This is a genomic window from Agrobacterium salinitolerans, assembly GCF_002008225.1.
Lineage (GTDB): Bacteria > Pseudomonadota > Alphaproteobacteria > Rhizobiales > Rhizobiaceae > Agrobacterium > Agrobacterium salinitolerans.
In genome coordinates this window covers 136,048-152,065 of the sequence record NZ_MRDH01000005.1, presented here as the reverse complement: position 1 = coordinate 152,065, position 16,018 = coordinate 136,048, and the positions used below count along the sequence as shown (strand labels likewise).

The following is a 16,018-nucleotide window of genomic DNA, read 5'->3' as shown; positions in this document are numbered from 1 at the left end:
AGGACGCGCCGAAGGGCAGCGTACAGGTTTGCGATCGAGATGCGGCATTGACCTTTGTCATTTGGGATTGACTGAAGGAGGAACATACCATGGGCGAAATCCGATACCTCGAGAATCGGGGTCTTTTGAAAGATGAGAGTATCCGACGAATTGTTGCTGCAGCCAAGGCTAACGCGGGTCTCTGGTTGATGGTCAAGGAGCGGGCAGTGGAAAAGCGCGCCATCGAAGCCGAACTCGAACGCCAGGGAGCCGATGCAAATGTTCCAACTCTGCTCACGCCGACGATCGCCGAACTCGCGTGCGAGCTTGTATGCACCATGTTCGGCAACTGCCCGCCGGAAATCGGGTCTCGTGTTCAGAGCGCTCTGCTCGAGGCAGCCGAATCCGAGATTAATGGCGGCTCGCCACGGCTATAGCTAAAGGCGTGGAGAACGTGACCGCGCACTTATTTCCTTACGCCGATCGTCGTTCATCTGTTCCGCCACAGCCTCAGCGATCGCTTATTTTCTCGACGACCCACGCCTGCAGCCGGCGCCCGGTCTGTTCGGAATTCTTTTCGGTAAGATCTTCCGGAAAAATAGCAAAGATCGGCCCCAGATGTTTCATTCGCGGGATCGTTTTTTCCTTGGCGTCACGATATTCCTCGGTCTCCATCCCGAGGGCCTCGACGAGCAGTCTACGCGGTGGCTGATCTCTATTCGCAATTTCCAAGACGAAGTCAGGCCTGCACGGGCCGATGGGCGTTTCCATGGCGAAGAGGGGCTTGATAATGGTGATCCGCAGTTCTGGCGCGGGATAGAAGAGCGATTGCTGAAGCCAAAACAGCAGATGGGAAACGTCACGCTCAAATCCGGACTCGATGGGGAAGAGAGTATCGCCGTTGTAGACAGGTTGAGCGTAGGCCTGCACAGCCCGAACCGGTCCTTCATCGTCTTCCTGAAAATCCACGTTCAGCAGCGTCAGGAACGGTCCTCGGCTTGCCGGGTCGCCCCGAAGCGGCTGGCGCACCTTGGAGAGGATATCGATTGTCCGCGAGGTGGATGCCGGCATGATGGCTTGCGTGGAAACGCTGGTTGAAAACAACAGCATGAAACCGGTACGGCGAAGGCCCTCCGGCCAGTCGCCGCGTGAGGCCGCGAGCAGCTGCTGCCAGCGGCTCTCTGGGTTCCAATAGTCAGGACCCCAAGTCGATAAAAGCGCGTTCAGCGTCCAGGTCCTGAGCACTCTTAGTTCACGCGCGGCGGAACGCAGCCGCGACAACTGATTGGCAAGCGTGAAATCAACTTCATCCTGCAGCGGCGGGATCACGTTCGTACCCGCCCTATCAAGCATCCGCCACAGCACGCCACCCAGTCTGGAGGGCCGGTCATTTCGTTCGCTCGATCTGGAGGGTTCATGACCTGAGACATCGGCCAGGCGGTCGGGAATGGCGGGAAGTGCGTCAATGTATGCACGCGCGGATCTCGGCAGAGGGCGGAGATGAAAGCCGCGGTCAATGAGAGCGGGGCTGGCGTCTTTGTCGACGTGAAACGGACAGGAGAGGGCGTGGTTCGGCCGCACTTCATGCCGACCCGAGGTATTATCCTTCGGCGTCAGTCGCCGCAGCGTGAAGGTGCGTTCCTGTTGGATTGGGGCAAGCAACGGCTGATGCTGTGCCTTCAGGCAGTCACATTCGATCCAGCCATTCATCACCTTGACGTGTCGAATAACTGAAAGCGCAATTGCCTCATCGGCGCTCGAGGCCGCGTTGCCGTACCAGGCACGCAACGCGATAGCCTCGCTGTCGCTTAGTTCCATCAAGGCATGGATCGGGCTGTTGCGGACGACGATACGCATCGATCGCTATCAGTACCCGATCGACCATAGGCTGAAGCCGAGATATCCAACGCCCGCGGAGCAAGCGAGCGCGAAGGCCGTTTCCGCCCAGCCGCGAATGCCCCAAAAACTGGTTCTCCTCAACCGAGCACCTTCAGTGATGACGGATAGGAAGATGTAGCATGGGATAACCATCGCGTAGCCCAAGGTCAGGCTATCTCGGAAAGTCAGTCGAGCGGCGACGAATGCGAGCGCCAGAAATAGGATCGCCATTCCTAATTGATGCAGGTCGATCCGATAGCCAAGCCGTTCAAGGGATCTCATAGGTATTCTCCTCTCACAGGAAACAGATCAAAAATTTAACCGCAGTTAAAGTTTGAGCAATCAGAGATTGGTCTACAAGGAGACTAAGCCGTCCATTTCGTGAGGCGTGGGGTTCACTTGCACAGGCTGGCCGCTGCGGTGTATTGAAGTCGAACACAAGATAAGAACGTTAACGCTAAATTTTTTGGTCTCTGGACAGCCTATGCATCGGATGAGCGGTAGAACCTTGAAACATCCACGTGACTGTCGGCGGGCTCATGCGCGTAGTTATCGGTCCCTGTCGCTCGGGAGTGTGTTGATGGTAACTCCGCGCGAGGGTGTCGTTCGATGCCGCGGTTGAAGGACGATGGCGCCGACCAAGTTTCGAATGTGATTGACCTGACATCTCTCTCCTTCCAGGAACGGCTCGCCATCGGTCTAATGCGGTTGAAGGCTCAACGGCGGTTGACGAACAAGGATCTGGCCGACCAACTTGGCGTGTCGGAGGCGTACATGTCGCAAGTCACTCGCGGCATGCGGGATGTCAAGCTGTCGACCCTCGACAAGATGCAGCGCGAGTGGAATGTCACGATTGAGGAGTTGTTCAAAGTTTCGGGCAGTGACTTTGCTCGGATCGCCGCGTGGCGAGCCCGTCGAAGGAAAAAGAAAACCACCGACGAGCCGACGTAAGTTCTTGCGGAGACATTGGTTCGACGTGGATTAATGGTTCAGGTTGAACCAGAACCTCTGCTTCACGCCTTGTTCGTTCAAGATATCGAAGTAATAGGGGTCCGCACGGCGCGGCCGGGGCGTCGCGATCTGCTGAATGCAGCTATCGCCTCGATCGCCGAAGCTCCGTCGTATCACGATATTGCTCTGATTGCCGTCGGAAGCGCGCAGCCCTGGAGATCGGCAAACATCAACAGTTCTGATGCATTGGTCAGGCTCACTGCTCCGGCCATCGCCAGTCTGCGAACTGCTGCCAACCGTGGTGCCTGCCGGGCAGTCTTCGTAGGTCTCGTGCCCCGGCTTTCCGGCCTCGGCCTCATGGCAAATAGGCCACGAAAATCCCGGCTCCTTCATCGCCGCGATGAGCTTTGTCATGGGCGGAACGCAGTAGGAAACGCCGTGCCAGGACGGGTTCTGTGAAGCGGCGCACAGCAGAACCTGGCAGCCCCACGATGCATCCTCGGCCCTCGCGGTTGTCGCCGATGGCGGAAAGGCCGATCCGGTGAGGATCGCAGCCAATATTAGTATTTGTCTCACGGTCCGCTCCTTCGACGTTATCATTGGATTTGCCGCCAGACTCCATCGATTTTCGCAAAGGAAAGCACGCCGGGTTGGCTTGTCCCGGCAAATGATCCAGCGGTCGTCGTAATGATGCCTGAGCAAGTCACACCCGGCACTGTCTGGCGCGGTCTGCATTCCGAAACGCGCATCGACCGTCCGGATTTCGCAAGCGCAGCGCTTGCCTCCTCGTCACTTGGGACCTCAGTTGTCGCCTTTTGTGACGCTTCGTTTTTCAGCCGGGCGACCTCGTGTTCCAGATCAGTCTGGCGGCCACTGCTGATCACTTCGTTGATCGCATAGCCGCCAGTCGCGCCGACCAGGAAGGCCATCGCGGCCGCCAAGACCGCGCCTCCGGGAGGCTTGTTCAGCGCCATCTTCAGTATCCCTCGATCCCGAGTCGTTTCAGGATAACGATCGGATTCGTTTCGCAGTCTTGTTTCCAATCTGGATGCTTGGCGCAGGCGTAGGCGTATTGGCTGAGATCGGCTGACGAGAGGTCGGCAAGCCTGTTGCCGACCGCTTTCCACCGTTGCACCTCGGCAGGATCGCAGCCAGCACCTCCGGCTCCGCAAAAGTCCGGGTCGCGCTGGTCTATCTGCTTCTGGGTCGCGCCATCCTCGGCGATTGCCGTCGAGGCCGACCCGATTATCAGTATGAGAGCTACAGCGGCTGCAACAATGCGGCTCATTCAACCTCCATGCACGTCGTTGGGAGTGGACGATTTGGCGGGAACAACGGGCAAGGGCAGGGGCAAGCCGCCGCCAGGCTCCAGTGAAGAATCCCTTGCCTTGTCCCCATTCGCCGTCGACGCGGCGAAGAGCCAGGGAGGAAGAAGATCTGGCGATGACCACACGCCGTATCCGAGGCCGCGCGCCTTCCTCTCGATATCGAAATAAGCGAGAACCTGAGGTTCGCCGCGGTAATTGAACGCATAGCCGATCCCTTCTGCGATCGCCGTGGCGGCGAGGTTTGTCTCCCCGACGAAGCAGTGTGCGAGGATCACACCGTTGGCGTCGCGAGCAATTGGTGCGCAGTTGACGTCCTGCCCGAGTGTTCGCAGGATCATCCAGGCCCGCGAGACCTGGCCCACCGGCCAGTCGACGCCATCGCTCGTTGCCGTTTGCTCGAGGCGAGGGGCTTCATATCCGGCAAGCCGCACTGTCTGTGCGCCTTTCCTGAACTCAAGGGTCGTCGCATCGACGACCTGGACCTTTCCATAAATCTGACGCGGGATGTCAACTGGCCGGACTTGTGCCTTCGGTGCCGCCACTGTCATCGTCAAAAATATGATCGAGAGCGAAACAAGTTTCATCGTTGTGCGCTCCCTTGGCCCGCAAGGATTGCGACGGGGTGAGGCATGTCCGCGTAGGCCCAAAGGCCGGTGCGAGCCGATCGTGCGCTTTCTTCTGCTACCCTGTAGCCGGGAACGACCAGATGGCCGAAGGTGTCGACGGCGGCGAATCCCCACCCCTCCGCGATCATGTACGTTGCAAGATCATAGCGCCGTTTGCCTGTTGTCGTCTGGCAGCCGACCACGGCATTGTTCTGATCGATATCCTTGATGGTCGTGCAGACTGGCTTCATATCTCTAATCAACGCCTGGACCATGATCAGGTTGAGCTCACCGCAATCCCTCACAACACCGGGAGAAATTGTGACGGCGGTTCCGCGCAAACATGCTTGCAGGCCATAGAGACGATATCGCCGTCCACCGGAAATCCACGTATCGCCGGTTTCGAATTGCGCCTGTTCTGGAAACGGGACGAATGCGGTTCCATCGCTCTCCCCGCTGCCGCCGGCGAGTTGGCTCTCGATGGCCTGAACAGGGATGATTACCGGCGGGTGACGCGTGGCATCAGGACGACTTTGGCCGGCCAGCATCGGCATGATGCTGATGCCTGCGTAGAAGCCGGAAGCTGCTAGAATGGACATCAACATCAGGAACCTCATCAGTTCGTGGAGGGATTTGCGCGATAGCGCTCACCGTAGGGATGCGTGAAGTGGGCGCTAGCCCAGATTCCGGCTCTGGCTTTCTGTGCGCGTTCTTCTGCCTGCGCATATTCCGGAAACACTGCCCGGCTGGTGCGATCGCGAGCCGCGAAAGCTACACCTTTGCTGATGAGCACTTCAGAAAGCGATTGTGTTTCACCGTTTTTCATGAAGAAGCATTCGGCAAAACGTACGGTTGGCGAGCCGTTATTCTGCCCGAGGAAATGGCACGGGAAAGCGTTGCCGGCGGCGGCCTCAGCCTCCCCGAGCAAAGCGGTTAGGCCCGCGAGCGACACCATCGTGCATGTGGTCTGCAGGCCGGCGAATTCCATCTGCTCAGTCGACAGGCAACCTTGGACGCCGGCCAATTTGACGATGGTTCCGTCCGACGCAAGAAACGCGCTTCCGCTCAGTGCGGCCTCAGGTGCGATGGCGTGCAGGTCGAGCCGCCCGCCGATCGACGCAGTATCCAGGGGCTTGTGGGGGGCAGGGATCAGGTCACGCCCTTCCGCATAAGCCTCCTGATAATGCCCGACAAATCTTGAGACGGCATCCTCTTCGCCCGCAAGCGCCACTCTATTTGTCGCGCATGCAATTGTGCAGAAGAGGATTTGAGTGAGCCGTCGTGCGCCAGGATTCATGCTTGCGTCCGTCATCAATTGGCTCTGGGGATGATGCACAAAATTATACTGCAGTGCAAGTCTGGAAAAGTCGACGCGATTGCGATATGTCTGTTCAAACGCGAAATCGGGACATGGAGAAAGGTAGATGTCGGTACAGCGTACGGCCATCAGGATCGTGATCTTCCCGTTCAAGGCCCTTTGGTTCCTAATCTTGAGCGCCAACTTTTTGGTCGTCTCGGCCGCCTGCGTATTGATCGCAGCCTTTGTTGCTTACGCCCTTGCGCTGACGATTTCGTATCTCTTGTTCCCCGAGGAATGGACGCGGGCACTATGGGAGTGGGCGGCCAGTCTGTATGCGCAGTCAGCTTGGTTCAAAGGCGCGACGATCACCTTCTTCGTGCTCCTTCTTCTGCCGGTCTTGAAGCTCTGGCCAGGGAGGGATCTCAAGGCAGATACAGCCCGAGAGCGCGAAGCAACGAGGATCAACGACGATCTGATCGCGGCTCGCCAGCGCACGCAAGCCCAAGCAAAACTTCGAGGCTGAGGGATTCAATGACAGGCAAACCACTTTCGCTCGCGATATCGACCTTCAAGGGCGGCGCCGGGAAATCGACCTTGAACGTCAATCTCGCAGCTGAGTTCGCCCAGCAAGGGCACAGAACACTGCTCATCGATTGTGACGAGCAGGAATCGTCGACGCGCTGGTACAATGTTTCCATGAAACGGGGACTGCTCCCGAGCGATGGCACGCTGCTGCATCTGCGGGTCGCTCCAGACGACCGGTTTGCCGATCGTCTCGCGCAGGCGCCGGCGGCCGATATCCGGATCTACGACGTCGGCGGATACGTTCACCAACGCGCCATTGAGGTCTATTACGAGTGCGATGCGGTCCTGATACCCGTCATACCCGAACCGACGGCCGCGACCTCCGCCATCAAGGTGGCAACGATCCTGAAGGAAATTTCCAGAAAGCGGTCGCAAGGTCCGATCCCGTACGCGGCGATCTGGAACTATGTGGACATGATCGCGCTCAAGCATAATCGCTCTCTTCCGGAGGTTCATGCTATCCTGACGAGTGGCCGAATTCCGATGGTTGACACAGTCATCCGGAAGAGCAATCACTTCAGCGACGTCGGCGCGGGCTTCGGGTCGCTTTACTCCAAGCTTGCCAGCATCGAGAACAATCCGGCGCTGACCCCCTCCGCTAAGCGGCGTGCCTCAGAAAGTGTGCTTGACGCCATCGACCTGGTCAAAAAGATCAACAACGAATTTATTGGCCTCCTGCAGGCCGAGGCCGCCTGAGCGCGATGTCGAGGGAAAGAACGCCAGCTGGCAACATTCTCGCTCTAGCCCGATCGAGGGAAGATCAGGCGAAGGATGTAGAGGAGGATGCGACCTCCTACATGCCGACCAGCCTCGACCTCGACAAGCTTATGCCGGAGGATCCTTCCCAGGCGCAATTGCCGAGCGTCGAGAAGGAAATGGCGCCGGAGCCCCGGCGCCCTCCGGTCAAAAGCAAAACCCGGCAAGAACAGGCAATCAAGAGTGAAACCGGGGGTAGCGCAGGATCAGTCAAGCGGAAGCGCATTTCTCTTTATCTCGACGACGACGTGCTGACGAAGATTTTCCGTGTATCGCTTGAACGGCACGAGCAACTTTCATCGGCGACCCACAGACTGATCCTCGAAGCCTTGAAGGCGAGGGGTCTGTAGGCAGATGCGTGAAGCCGCCATCATGTTCCGTCTGCCCGCCCATGTCCTCAGCAACGTGGAACAACTTGCAAGCCGTCTCGATACCTCCGCCAACCTCGTCGCGAAACTGATCGTTACCAGGGAGATCATGCATATACCGGCGATGCTAGAAGAGCATGACCGGCAGTTGGGAAACATGCACCAGTTCCTCCGCGAGCTCGCCTTTCGCAACGAAGAGTTTCTCTCTCAAAAGGACGAGCAAGCCATACTGGGGACGGCCATCATGGCAAAGCTGGATGAGGTCATGGGAGCCATGGATTCAATCAGGGATGCAGCTTTCGTCAGACCGTCAACCTTTATCGCCGACCTGATCAGGAGATACGATGAACGACCTCAGCAGAAGTCGCTCAAGGTCTAGGCCCGAAGGCCGCAGGCTGCCGAGCTATTTTGAGCTCATAGAGGACGAACTTCGGCGTCGCGGCGGCGGGGGCGGCGGAGCGAAAAAGCCGGCGCCGAGTACCAAAGTTGGCATACTCTCAGGAGCGCGTAACGCTGGTGCGGGGACAGCATTCAGCCGAGCGAGTGGCAACAACGCGGTGGTCGTAAAGGTGCTGTCCTATGGAGCAGGAGCTACCTCCGCACGTAACGTGCTTGCCTATCAAAGCAAGGAAGAAAAGGCGCACGACCAGGATGGCCGAGAAGTCACCGATCTCAGCGCAGCGGTTCGTTCATGGGAGCGCGAGTTCGGAAGTCGGCAAGGAAGCAAGGACGTTCTGCGACTGAGCTATGAGCTCGAGCCTACCGGCCGGGAGCAGGTTGCCCGTGCGGTGAGCTCGCTTGCGTCCGAGGGATTTCGCGATATTGGCGATACCGATCGAACCTACGCGTTCAGTGTAAGCGAAGGTGTGAAGGGCCATTCCCGTTTGGACCTCGCGCTGGTCATTGCGCATGAAAAGAGGGACCGATCCGACCGCAGCAGCCTGAACCGCATTGCCGCTGATATCGATGACGTCCACGCAATCGATGCGCGTGTGGACAAGGCATTGCGGATGGAGGGGATCACGTCCGTCTCACGTTATCCGGCAGAGTTTTCAAGTGGTCCGAAGGGGTTCACGGCGGCCCTGCATGCGATGCAGCGAGGAGGCGCGAAAGTAACGCTTTCTACAAAGACGCACATTGAGGAGCGTCCGGGAAGAAGCGGCCGCTATCTTCAAGGCGCCGCTCGGCGCGAGATCACGACAAGCGATCACAAGCAGATCACGGCAGAAGGTAAGATCGTCGCGGCGCTCATGCAGACGCGCCAGCCTCGGGACTTCATGCATCTTTTGCTGTCGGGGCCGGCCAATGTCGACCGGGCTCAGTTCGCCCTCGCCGGCCGAGACTTCCTGAGGGAGCAATTTTTCGGTCACCGCTACGCTTATGCCGTCCACAATCGAAATGATCTTGATAAGCATCCGCACCTGCATGTGATCGTAGGGCTGCGCAACACCAGCGGCAAGATGCTCAATCCCAATATCCGGGACTTCACGGAGTGGCGCACTCGGTTTGCCGAAAAGGCGCGGGAACGCGGCATAGCTATCGATCGTCAAAAGCGTGTCGAACGTGCCGGTCCGCCGCCGGTGAAGCGGTGGGAGTGGGAGATGTTTCACCGCATGGGTGCGACCGCACCGACTGATGTCGTTGAAAAGGTAATCTCCAAGCTTCGTGATACGCCCACGGCGCCGAAGCTGGAAGAGGCGAGGAAGCGATTCGATCAGACCCAGCAGTCAATTGGGCGCGTCATCAAGATGTTGGAAGGCGTTGCCAAAGACCGCAGTGCCCCCAGCACGGCCCGCGAATTGAGTTACGATCTCTCGATCGCGCTGCAGCGTGAGTACCGCCGGTTGGAAACGGCCGTGCGCGAAGGACAGGATCCCAAAAGAGTGATAGGAGAGGAACACATGCTACGATCAACACCGATTAGCGCTGCGCAGGCAAAAGCTGCAAAGGAGACGCTCGCAACCACCGCAGTCAGCGTCGCCGCGAAGATTCTCAATCCAAGCGATCGGCTGCTCTTCGAGCAAGCGACCGGTGTCATCAGCAAGGTGGTCGGGCTGCAGTTGGACTCGCGCGTGAGCAAGAACCGGGACCACGCGCACGTTAGCAACGGCAAGCGCTCTTCTGACAGCTTGGAAACGAAGTCGGCTGCCGGTCGCGACCACGTGGCGGAGCAGGGGGTGATCAACAAGAGTTCGAACAATCGCTCCCTTGACGCCCTGCGCATTGGCCGGTCCAACGCGGAGCAGAACCGACCGGAAGATAATGGTTCGAACCGAGATCGCCAGAAACCTCAACAACGCGGCCGGGAAATCCCAAAGTCGATCAAACTCCGCCCGCCCCTAGACAAGGATCGGGATCGCGGTCGATAATGTTGTGTTACACATACGGTTAGTAGTTCGTCCGGCGTTGTTCCAGGCCGAGGATTCGTCCGATAACATTGGAAAGTCGGTGAGCTTCCGCCATCGCGGTGGAAGGGGCTTTCCCGTGGAGCAACCCTGAATACCGGATTCTATAGATATTGCTTCGGTTTGCGGCCTCAAGACCTGCCGACGAGTTCCCAACGAAGACGGCCTCCGTTTTGTCGATGCCGTACCATTGCATCGCCCGCGAGATTGCTGCTACCTCCGGCTTCGGTGTCATAAAGTCTCGATGGTGGAGCTTAATTTTGCTCTCCGGCGAAGCCCATCCGACCCAAAAATCGGGCATGGCCCCATGAATTCTCAACAAGTCATCGAGCGCCCTGGTCAAGGCAACGAGTTCGGAAATACCATGAGATCCGGCGTCCATTCCACGTTGGTCGGACAGAAACCCAAACCGAAGGTTTATCTCTCTTAGTTGCTTTAGCGCCTTGACGAAATCCTCGTTGACGTCGCCCAGCGTGAGATCTCTTGAAGGCGTCTTCCGTCTCAGGAGGATGTCGTCTCTCTCGAAAATCACCAGACCGGTGGATCCGATGCCCCGGAAAATGCAGTGAACGTCGTAAGGATCAATTTTCATGCGCTGACGACCAAAGCCCGGAGTAAGCTTTGCCTCTGCAAAAAGAGATGTGAGGACCGGTGCGGCTGAGAGAGTGTGTTATGCGGGCGATGCGAGCAGGGTGGAAAGGGTCTGCCCAAGAGAAACTATCGCCGAAAAAGTCAGGCGAACAGCAATGTCGGAGAAGCAGTAAGGCGGTGAGGAAATGCAGGTCGGCGATAAAGCGACTCGTTCACCTGAAGCTTGCTGCGCATTGCGATTAAGACGCGGTGAGAAACTTCGAACGCGCCGCAGCAGACCGGGAAACGACCATATCCGTCTGAACGCCCGAGTTCATCGAGTTCGGCGCCGGCTTTTTGATAAACCCGGCGCATGTGCGGCTCATAATTGGAGATCATCGTGTGGATGCCATGGGCAAGCGCTGTTTCGCACAAAGCGAGAAGTAGCAGGCAAAAGGCTCTATCCAGGCGCATTTCTGGCATGTCACGATCGATGGCATCTTCGTCGATGCACATCCGTGTACCTTCCCAGATGCCAGGCGCGATCAGGTCACACGCATCAGGAAACGTTGCGCGGAACACGTCATAGAGTAAGGTGGGGCCAGTGGTCGGCATGAGCCGAACTGAGCCGTAAAGCTGCTGACGATCCTCATCGCACCACAGCAAATAAGCAGGTTGAAGTTCGTCGTAGTGATCTCGCTCGGTATGGCCTGAGACCGAGACGTCCCAGCCGAGTCGGTCCGCGAACACCCTTTTCCTTAGCCGGAACGATTGATCGAGCAATTCGACATATTTGTGATATTCGTGCGCCTGGACAAGAAGATACATGCGTGCCTCCATATTGATGAAGGCACCGTGCAACACATCATGCGTGTGAGAAATATTCAGGGATTAGCTCCCAAAATCCTGCGTATTGCCATATGGATTTATTAGGCGAAGCTGAATTGCGAGAGCAGTTGCCGATGTCGTCGATGCGGCCCCGAGCTTGTGGCGCGCTGACATCAGATATCGATTGGTGGTATGCATTGAGAGGCCGAGGATCTCGGCGATCTCGTCGTTGGTTTTTCCCAGAGCGGACCAATGAAGGCACTCTTTCTCGCGTGGAGCGAGCTGCGGGATTGGATCATGCTCGCCGTGAAGCTCGAACACGGCTTTCCTGTGAATTAGAAATGCAAGATCAAGCCACTCCAGCCGACACATTTCCACTTGTTTGCTCCACTCGCTGTCAGGCTTCCTGGAGTTCAACGAGAAGAGGGCGCGGCGCTTCTTGTCGACAATGGGAATGGAGTATCCGTTAGCTCCGACACCATGCTCTTGGGCATCGAGCAGGAATGCATGCGCCGCCTGTGAGACCTCGACCTCGCGCCATTCAAACGGCAATTGCCGCTCGAGCCCTTCGCGCACGATCGGATCGACTTTCACGTATCCCCTTAGCAGGTAGCGAGCAACCCAGGCATCGCGATAGGTCGTGCGGACATAGGGAGTGTCGACGACGTCAGCTACGGTCAGAGCCAGGTGGTAGGTGGAAAAGTCTATGCCATACGCCGCTTCAAAAATGCGAAGTGCATGATCTACACTCGGCGCATCCTGTATTTCCAGAGCGACAACTTGAAAGCCTTCATCTTCTACCCGAAATCTTTCCATCCGAAACCCCGACAAAATATTCGCTTCGACAGCTAGGACAGAGCGGCAGAGCGTAGGTCTCGATGCAGGATATTAAATCGTAATGATATAACATATCGCATAATCTATCTTATGGAACTTTTGTGAGGTCCGACTGATGATGCAACCGCTCGCGCACTTGTTTGAGATGGTGATTCTCCGTACGCATTTCTGTACGCCGCAGCAAACCGGCCCATGTGACTAAACCCTGCTTTTCGCGCCGCGACGGCAACTGATGAGGATGAAGTGCTGCACAGAAGTTCGGTGCGTGCGACCTCAAGTCGGATCATTAGTAAGAACCTGACCGGTGACGTGCCCTTAAACCTTTTGAAGGCGATCTGTAAGGCGCGTACGCTGGTTCCGGCCGCGCTCGCAATGGCCGTTATGGATATCGCATTTTCAAAATTGAGCCTCATGTACGCTATAGCCCGCTTCACGTGCAACGGCATCGCTGGTGAGACAAGCCTAGAATCCCGTGATTGCAAATAAACAGCGGTTGCACGGGAGATTGCAAAGAGGAGGCTTTGAAAAAGACAGTCTACGGCCTCACTGCCGAGCTGGTGTTTTTCCGGACCATAGAGAGAGTTCCATATCAGACGAGCGATTACCGTGAATTGCGATCCACTCTGTAAAGGGAGGTCGACCGTGCCTTTGAATCTGGAGTTGCCAGTTGCAGACTTGCCGAGACCTCTCCAGGCTTGCTCCAGTGCGGCGGCCTTGAACGCGAGCACCAAATGGTTGGTGCCAGCTATTCGCAGGCGCTCCTTAGTGACGCTAGCGCTAACTGATAAAAAAACTTGAGTTTGAATCTCAAGCGGTCGCGCCCTGGTGCTTACTTCAAGCGCATCAGCAACAGGCAGGCAGATGAAACAAACATCCGACGCAGTGCAGAGAGCGCTGATTGCTTCCAGAAGGAAATCACCGCCAGCCCGCCCGGTGCGGCCAATGAGAAACTTATGTCCGGCAATTCGGTCATGCTCAAGACCTGGCAGTTCGGCGGGACCTTGATCGAGGCCCGACAATTGGTCCAGATTGAACCGCCAATGTCCAAAGGCAATCTCGGATAGATCTAACATGGTTACCTCGCACCAAGCCATCACCAGCACTAAAGTGGATGTATCCGTCAGTCACCCAGCCACAAATGTTGGTAAAGGATCAGTAGCAAACAGTGGGCCAGATTAATGATCTGAACTTTAAATCCCCGAATTAAAAGCACAAAATCTAAAAGCGCTTTCTCGGCACATTATTGATTGTCAGTCAATTTTCGCAGTTATGTGACGCTCAGTCTCAGCATCGACACAAGCAAGAGACATTGTGTCAAGGGCTCGCGCAAGAATAAACTCGCACCCAAGTCGAATGGAGCAATTTGGAAGCAGGGGCAGTTAAAGCTCTTTCGGATATTACGCAGATGCGAGTGCTCAAGTTCTGTGAGGTAAACTCGATAGAGAGTTAACCCGGCTAAGCGCGATTTCGCACTTAGAGACTACCGGTTCGACCATCATCAATAGCTGCGGATTACCGGCTTCCTATCCTTTTTGCGACCATTGTCCGATTAACGTCGAAAAGAACTCAGTTGGCCACGTCTCTATGAAACTATTAATACTTGCGGACACAAATCTCCTCAGCGAAGCATGGTCTGCTGCACTGTAATCTTAATGCAAACGCGTGGATGAACTCCGATGGGCGCATTTGGGGCCTTGAAAAAATTTGATTATCCGGAGGGAAGCATGGGAAATATTTCAATGCGTAGCAAATTGGTCCTCTTCATATGTGGTCTCACATGTGCGCTGTCTATTACTGCTGCGGTTCTAGTCAAAAATGCAATGGAAAGTGTTTCTGTTGAGCGGATCGAGGCGTTGAAGAGCCAGGTGGATATCGCCTACTCTATCATGAATCACTTCTATGAATCCGAGAAATCGGGGATGCTAAGTCATGAAGCTGCCCTGTCCTCTGCTGTCGACGCAATTGAAGCAATCCGCTTTGAACCAACCGGCTACATATTCGGGTACGACTACAATGGCGTGCGCGTATTGATGCCGGACAAGAAGGACGTCGGGACGAACTTTATTGGCACCACGGACAAAAACGGGGTCCTCGTCGTCAAAACATTGATAGAGCTTGCTCGCAATGGGGGCGGATCATTGCAGTATTACTGGCCAAAGCCGGGACTTCCTGCCGAGGAACAAGTCGTGAAAACGGCTTATGCGCGGGATTTTGCGCCATGGCAGATCGTACTGGGGACAGGTACCTACATGGACGATATCGACGGCAAGAACTACCAGATATACAAGAACGCTGCGATTATCGGCCTTTCAGTGCTTGCTGTCAGCGTGGCTATTGCGGTCGCTTTGCTGAGAAGCATCACGGTGCCATTTTCGGAGATTCGTAAGGCGCTCGGTGCAATAGCCGCACAGGACATCTCCTATCAAATTCCCTACACTGATCAGCCAAGTGAAATCGGCATGATGGCCACTTCGATCAAGACCCTTCAAGACAGAGTGAGAAGGCGGCTGGAATTGGAGCGTCGCGATGCCGAGAACAAACTCGCCCTAGAAGCCGAACGAGAGCAGCGATTGCAGCTCGAAGAGGCAGAACGATCGGTCCAATCGCATGTCGTTTCCACAATCAGTGGGGCCCTAGAAGCATTATCCCGCGGCGATCTTACTGTAAGGTGCGGTGATTTAGGTGAGAAGTATGCTGCCCTGCGCTTGAACTTCAATACTGCGATGGAGAAACTCGAACTGGCCTTGGCTGTCGTTAATCAAAAAGGCCAGGTCATTTCGGTGAGTAAGGATGAAATTTATCGCGCGTCAGCCGATCTTGCGCGCCGCAGCGAACTTCAAGCAGCAAACCTTGAAGAGGCTTCAGCTGCTATTGATGAACTGGCGGTTACCGTCCGGGAAACAGCGCAGGGAGCGCATAGCGCAGCAGCCAAGGTAAGCGCCATCAGCCAGGAAGCTACCCAGAGCGAAGCAATTGTCGTGAAAGCAATCAGCGCGATGGCCGGAATCGAACATTCAGCGAGAGAGATCTCCAATATCATCAGTGTCATTGATGAGATCGCTTTCCAGACCAATCTGCTTGCACTGAACGCCGGCGTCGAAGCCGCTCGAGCAGGGGAAAGCGGTAAGGGCTTCGCAGTTGTTGCCCAGGAAGTGCGCGAGCTGGCACAGCGTTCAGCCTCTGCCGCGAAGGAGATCAAGGATCAGATCTCCAAGTCGACGCTTCAGGTCACCGAAGGTGTGAGCCTTGTCGGCAATGCCGGTCAGGCGCTCCAGCGAATATCGAGACAGATAGAAGAAGCCGATGAATTCGTAGCAAGTATTGCCCGTAGCGCCAAAGAACAGGACACGACACTCTCCAGCGTGGCGAGTTCGATCAATGAACTTGACGTGGCAACCCAGAAAAATGCTGCCATGGCGCAGGCATCGACTGAAATTGCGGCGGCTTTGGCAACTGATACCGAAGGCCTGCTCAGTTTGATTGCCAACTTCAAATCCGAATCCAGCAATCGTGACACTCTTCTTTATGAGGCTGCGTAAGGCGCTAGCCCGTTCGTTGAATGAACTGCTTTTACCGTAAGTGAGACTTTACTGCCTCCGGCGGCTTCGTGCCGCCGGAGGGCGCTGGA

At 56.3% G+C, this 16,018-nt stretch carries 21 protein-coding genes; 9 read left to right on the top strand and 12 right to left on the bottom strand.

Annotation, left to right across the window (positions count from 1 at the left end):
* Nucleotides 1–89 precede the first annotated feature (89 nt).
* A complete protein-coding gene (locus BS627_RS03505; RefSeq protein ID WP_077981901.1) occupies nucleotides 90–416 on the top strand; it encodes a hypothetical protein in 327 nt (108 codons plus the stop codon).
* Between the two features lie 73 nt (nucleotides 417–489).
* On the opposite strand, the gene BS627_RS03500 is transcribed toward BS627_RS03505, so the two are convergent.
* Entirely contained in the window at nucleotides 490–1,836 is a 1,347-nt protein-coding gene (locus BS627_RS03500; protein ID WP_077981900.1) for a hypothetical protein, read from the bottom strand.
* 9 nt (nucleotides 1,837–1,845) lie between these two features.
* A complete protein-coding gene (locus BS627_RS03495; protein WP_077981899.1) occupies nucleotides 1,846–2,139 on the bottom strand; it encodes a hypothetical protein in 294 nt (97 codons plus the stop codon).
* Nucleotides 2,140–2,466: 327 nt separating this feature from the next.
* Here BS627_RS03495 and BS627_RS03490 point away from each other — a divergent pair, with 327 nt between their 5' ends.
* Entirely contained in the window at nucleotides 2,467–2,808 is a 342-nt protein-coding gene (locus BS627_RS03490) for a helix-turn-helix domain-containing protein (RefSeq protein ID WP_077981898.1), read from the top strand.
* Nucleotides 2,809–2,838: 30 nt separating this feature from the next.
* Here BS627_RS03490 and BS627_RS03485 read toward each other — a convergent pair whose 3' ends face one another.
* The 6 genes from BS627_RS03485 to BS627_RS03460 all read right to left on the bottom strand — a co-directional run bounded on the left by BS627_RS03485 (nucleotide 2,839) and on the right by BS627_RS03460 (nucleotide 6,053).
* Nucleotides 2,839–3,222 (bottom strand): hypothetical protein, encoded by a 384-nt coding sequence (locus BS627_RS03485; protein WP_420836191.1) that lies wholly within the window; start codon nucleotides 3,220–3,222, stop codon nucleotides 2,839–2,841.
* Between the two features lie 182 nt (nucleotides 3,223–3,404).
* Entirely contained in the window at nucleotides 3,405–3,782 is a 378-nt protein-coding gene (locus BS627_RS03480; protein WP_089153209.1) for a hypothetical protein, read from the bottom strand.
* Nucleotides 3,783–3,784: 2 nt separating this feature from the next.
* On the bottom strand, nucleotides 3,785–4,096 hold the full coding sequence (locus tag BS627_RS03475) for a hypothetical protein (RefSeq protein ID WP_077981897.1): 312 nt from the start codon (nucleotides 4,094–4,096) through the stop codon (nucleotides 3,785–3,787).
* Nucleotides 4,097–4,720: a thermonuclease family protein gene (locus BS627_RS03470; RefSeq protein WP_077981896.1), complete on the bottom strand. Its 624-nt coding sequence runs from the start codon at nucleotides 4,718–4,720 to the stop codon at nucleotides 4,097–4,099.
* Entirely contained in the window at nucleotides 4,717–5,346 is a 630-nt protein-coding gene (locus tag BS627_RS03465; protein ID WP_077981998.1) for a thermonuclease family protein, read from the bottom strand. The genes BS627_RS03470 and BS627_RS03465 overlap by 4 nt, the downstream gene beginning before the upstream one ends.
* A gap of 11 nt (nucleotides 5,347–5,357) precedes the next feature.
* A complete protein-coding gene (locus tag BS627_RS03460; RefSeq protein ID WP_245306977.1) occupies nucleotides 5,358–6,053 on the bottom strand; it encodes a thermonuclease family protein in 696 nt (231 codons plus the stop codon).
* A 112-nt stretch (nucleotides 6,054–6,165) separates the two neighbouring features.
* On the opposite strand from BS627_RS03460, the gene BS627_RS03455 reads away from it, so the two are divergent.
* From BS627_RS03455 to BS627_RS03435, 5 genes are all read left to right on the top strand, one after another.
* Entirely contained in the window at nucleotides 6,166–6,564 is a 399-nt protein-coding gene (locus BS627_RS03455) for a hypothetical protein (protein WP_077981895.1), read from the top strand.
* 8 nt (nucleotides 6,565–6,572) lie between these two features.
* Nucleotides 6,573–7,322, top strand: coding sequence for a ParA family protein (locus BS627_RS03450; protein ID WP_077981894.1), 750 nt, complete (start codon nucleotides 6,573–6,575; stop codon nucleotides 7,320–7,322).
* A gap of 101 nt (nucleotides 7,323–7,423) precedes the next feature.
* Nucleotides 7,424–7,732 (top strand): hypothetical protein, encoded by a 309-nt coding sequence (locus BS627_RS03445; RefSeq protein ID WP_245306976.1) that lies wholly within the window; start codon nucleotides 7,424–7,426, stop codon nucleotides 7,730–7,732.
* A gap of 4 nt (nucleotides 7,733–7,736) precedes the next feature.
* Nucleotides 7,737–8,129 (top strand): hypothetical protein, encoded by a 393-nt coding sequence (locus BS627_RS03440; RefSeq protein WP_077981892.1) that lies wholly within the window; start codon nucleotides 7,737–7,739, stop codon nucleotides 8,127–8,129.
* On the top strand, nucleotides 8,095–10,119 hold the full coding sequence (locus BS627_RS03435) for a relaxase/mobilization nuclease domain-containing protein (RefSeq protein WP_077981891.1): 2,025 nt from the start codon (nucleotides 8,095–8,097) through the stop codon (nucleotides 10,117–10,119). Before BS627_RS03440 ends, BS627_RS03435 begins: the two co-directional genes overlap by 35 nt.
* 19 nt (nucleotides 10,120–10,138) lie before the next feature.
* On the opposite strand, the gene BS627_RS03430 is transcribed toward BS627_RS03435, so the two are convergent.
* The 4 genes from BS627_RS03430 to BS627_RS25055 all read right to left on the bottom strand — a co-directional run bounded on the left by BS627_RS03430 (nucleotide 10,139) and on the right by BS627_RS25055 (nucleotide 12,803).
* Nucleotides 10,139–10,747, bottom strand: coding sequence for an HAD hydrolase-like protein (locus tag BS627_RS03430; RefSeq protein WP_077981890.1), 609 nt, complete (start codon nucleotides 10,745–10,747; stop codon nucleotides 10,139–10,141).
* 140 nt (nucleotides 10,748–10,887) lie between these two features.
* On the bottom strand, nucleotides 10,888–11,553 hold the full coding sequence (locus BS627_RS03425; protein WP_077981996.1) for an acyl-homoserine-lactone synthase: 666 nt from the start codon (nucleotides 11,551–11,553) through the stop codon (nucleotides 10,888–10,890).
* 63 nt (nucleotides 11,554–11,616) lie between these two features.
* Nucleotides 11,617–12,369 (bottom strand): LuxR family transcriptional regulator, encoded by a 753-nt coding sequence (locus BS627_RS03420; RefSeq protein ID WP_077981889.1) that lies wholly within the window; start codon nucleotides 12,367–12,369, stop codon nucleotides 11,617–11,619.
* 104 nt (nucleotides 12,370–12,473) lie between these two features.
* Entirely contained in the window at nucleotides 12,474–12,803 is a 330-nt protein-coding gene (locus BS627_RS25055; RefSeq protein ID WP_420836193.1) for a helix-turn-helix domain-containing protein, read from the bottom strand.
* 381 nt (nucleotides 12,804–13,184) lie between these two features.
* Here BS627_RS25055 and BS627_RS24790 point away from each other — a divergent pair, with 381 nt between their 5' ends.
* Together BS627_RS24790 and BS627_RS03410 are read left to right on the top strand one after the other, a co-directional pair.
* Entirely contained in the window at nucleotides 13,185–13,454 is a 270-nt protein-coding gene (locus BS627_RS24790) for a hypothetical protein (RefSeq protein WP_245306974.1), read from the top strand.
* Nucleotides 13,455–14,114: 660 nt separating this feature from the next.
* Nucleotides 14,115–15,929, top strand: a complete 1,815-nt coding sequence (locus BS627_RS03410; protein WP_077981995.1) for a methyl-accepting chemotaxis protein — start codon at nucleotides 14,115–14,117, stop codon at nucleotides 15,927–15,929.
* Nucleotides 15,930–16,018 lie beyond the last annotated feature (89 nt).

Coding starts and splice junctions, on each gene's coding strand:
- BS627_RS03500 (WP_077981900.1), bottom strand. CDS start 1,836: ATGCGTATCGTCGTCCGCAACAGCCCGATCCATGCCTTGATGGAACTA.
- BS627_RS03480 (WP_089153209.1), bottom strand. CDS start 3,782: ATGGCGCTGAACAAGCCTCCCGGAGGCGCGGTCTTGGCGGCCGCGATG.
- BS627_RS03460 (WP_245306977.1), bottom strand. CDS start 6,053: ATGACGGACGCAAGCATGAATCCTGGCGCACGACGGCTCACTCAAATC.
- BS627_RS03475 (WP_077981897.1), bottom strand. CDS start 4,096: ATGAGCCGCATTGTTGCAGCCGCTGTAGCTCTCATACTGATAATCGGG.
- BS627_RS03445 (WP_245306976.1), top strand. CDS start 7,424: ATGCCGACCAGCCTCGACCTCGACAAGCTTATGCCGGAGGATCCTTCC.
- BS627_RS03450 (WP_077981894.1), top strand. CDS start 6,573: ATGACAGGCAAACCACTTTCGCTCGCGATATCGACCTTCAAGGGCGGC.
- BS627_RS03420 (WP_077981889.1), bottom strand. CDS start 12,369: ATGGAAAGATTTCGGGTAGAAGATGAAGGCTTTCAAGTTGTCGCTCTG.
- BS627_RS03470 (WP_077981896.1), bottom strand. CDS start 4,720: ATGAAACTTGTTTCGCTCTCGATCATATTTTTGACGATGACAGTGGCG.
- BS627_RS03455 (WP_077981895.1), top strand. CDS start 6,166: ATGTCGGTACAGCGTACGGCCATCAGGATCGTGATCTTCCCGTTCAAG.
- BS627_RS25055 (WP_420836193.1), bottom strand. CDS start 12,803: ATGAGGCTCAATTTTGAAAATGCGATATCCATAACGGCCATTGCGAGC.
- BS627_RS03430 (WP_077981890.1), bottom strand. CDS start 10,747: ATGAAAATTGATCCTTACGACGTTCACTGCATTTTCCGGGGCATCGGA.
- BS627_RS03505 (WP_077981901.1), top strand. CDS start 90: ATGGGCGAAATCCGATACCTCGAGAATCGGGGTCTTTTGAAAGATGAG.
- BS627_RS03440 (WP_077981892.1), top strand. CDS start 7,737: ATGCGTGAAGCCGCCATCATGTTCCGTCTGCCCGCCCATGTCCTCAGC.
- BS627_RS03465 (WP_077981998.1), bottom strand. CDS start 5,346: ATGTTGATGTCCATTCTAGCAGCTTCCGGCTTCTACGCAGGCATCAGC.
- BS627_RS03425 (WP_077981996.1), bottom strand. CDS start 11,553: ATGTATCTTCTTGTCCAGGCGCACGAATATCACAAATATGTCGAATTG.
- BS627_RS03490 (WP_077981898.1), top strand. CDS start 2,467: ATGCCGCGGTTGAAGGACGATGGCGCCGACCAAGTTTCGAATGTGATT.
- BS627_RS03495 (WP_077981899.1), bottom strand. CDS start 2,139: ATGAGATCCCTTGAACGGCTTGGCTATCGGATCGACCTGCATCAATTA.
- BS627_RS03485 (WP_420836191.1), bottom strand. CDS start 3,222: ATGACAAAGCTCATCGCGGCGATGAAGGAGCCGGGATTTTCGTGGCCT.
- BS627_RS03435 (WP_077981891.1), top strand. CDS start 8,095: ATGAACGACCTCAGCAGAAGTCGCTCAAGGTCTAGGCCCGAAGGCCGC.
- BS627_RS03410 (WP_077981995.1), top strand. CDS start 14,115: ATGGGAAATATTTCAATGCGTAGCAAATTGGTCCTCTTCATATGTGGT.